Here is a 1,204-nt window from a genome sequence, read left to right as displayed (position 1 = left end):
CTTAAACAAGAATAACCAGCATGAGTCGGTTTCGGATTATTTAGAAGAAGTAAACAAGGAGCCTTTCGATTTGGAAAAAGCACCGCTTATAAGGGCTTCTTTAATCAAATTAAGAGAAGACGAGCATGTATTTTTCTTATCCCTTCATCATATTATTGGCGATGGCTGGTCAATTGAGCTGTTAATTTCTGAGGTTGTAAAAAATTATAATTCTTTGCTACAAGGAAAACAAGCCAATTTGCCAGAATTAAACATTCAATACAAAGATTATGCGGTTTGGCTTAATTCAGAATTGCAACAGGAGAAACATCAGGCATCGGAAGATTTTTGGTTGAATCAATTCTCAGGAGAGTTGCCTGTTTTAGATTTACCTAGTTTTAAAAAACGACCATCGGTCCAAACTTATAATGGAGCAAGTTTAACACATGGATTCTCCAAGTCGTTTTTAGATAAGCTGAAAGGTTTTTCAGAAAAACACCAATCCACTTTGTTTATGACTCTTATGACAGGAGTCAAAGTGCTTTTACATAAATACAGTGGTCAAGATGATATTGTAGTAGGTACTCCTATAGCAGGACGTGAGCATCCTGATCTGGAGCATCAAATAGGTTTGTATTTAAATACACTACCAATAAGAACACTCTTTAAAGAGCAGAATAGCTTTTTAGATTTATTAAATCAGGAAAAAGAAACTTTATTAGGAGCATACGAGCACCAGGCTTATCCATTTGATGAGTTGGTAGGTAAGCTAAACCTAAAACGAGACATGAGCCGCTCGGCACTATTTGATGTAGCAATAGTATTACAAAATCAGCAGCAAGTTTTTGGACTAAGAAATGAAGAACTCTTATCAGGCTTACAAGTTGATAATTATAATTTTACAAATAAGATATCACAAACAGACATAAGATTCAATTTCTTAGAATTAGAAGGCTTGGTTTTGATTATAGATTATAACACAGACATTTATAATTTTGAACTTATAAACCGAATTTTTGTTCATTTTGAAAATTTATTGACCAAATGTATAGAAGAACAAGATAAAGCTATTGAGAACATTGATTATTTAACCCAAGGAGAGAAACAACAATTATTAGTAGACTTTAACGATAGCAAAGTTGATTATCCGAAAGATAAAACCATCATCGGTTTATTTGAGGAGCAAGTCGATAAGACTCCGGACAACATCGCTGTTGTTTTTGAA

The 1,204-nt window shown here is 33.6% G+C and carries 1 protein-coding gene; it reads left to right on the top strand.

Annotation, left to right across the window (positions count from 1 at the left end):
* On the top strand, positions 1 to 1,204 hold a 1,204-nt coding region (locus FN795_RS21345), incomplete at both ends, for a condensation domain-containing protein (protein ID WP_244290027.1).

Source organism: Flavobacterium resistens (genome assembly GCF_900182645.1).
Classification (GTDB): domain Bacteria; phylum Bacteroidota; class Bacteroidia; order Flavobacteriales; family Flavobacteriaceae; genus Flavobacterium; species Flavobacterium resistens.
This window is presented reverse-complemented; position numbering and strand designations above follow the sequence as displayed.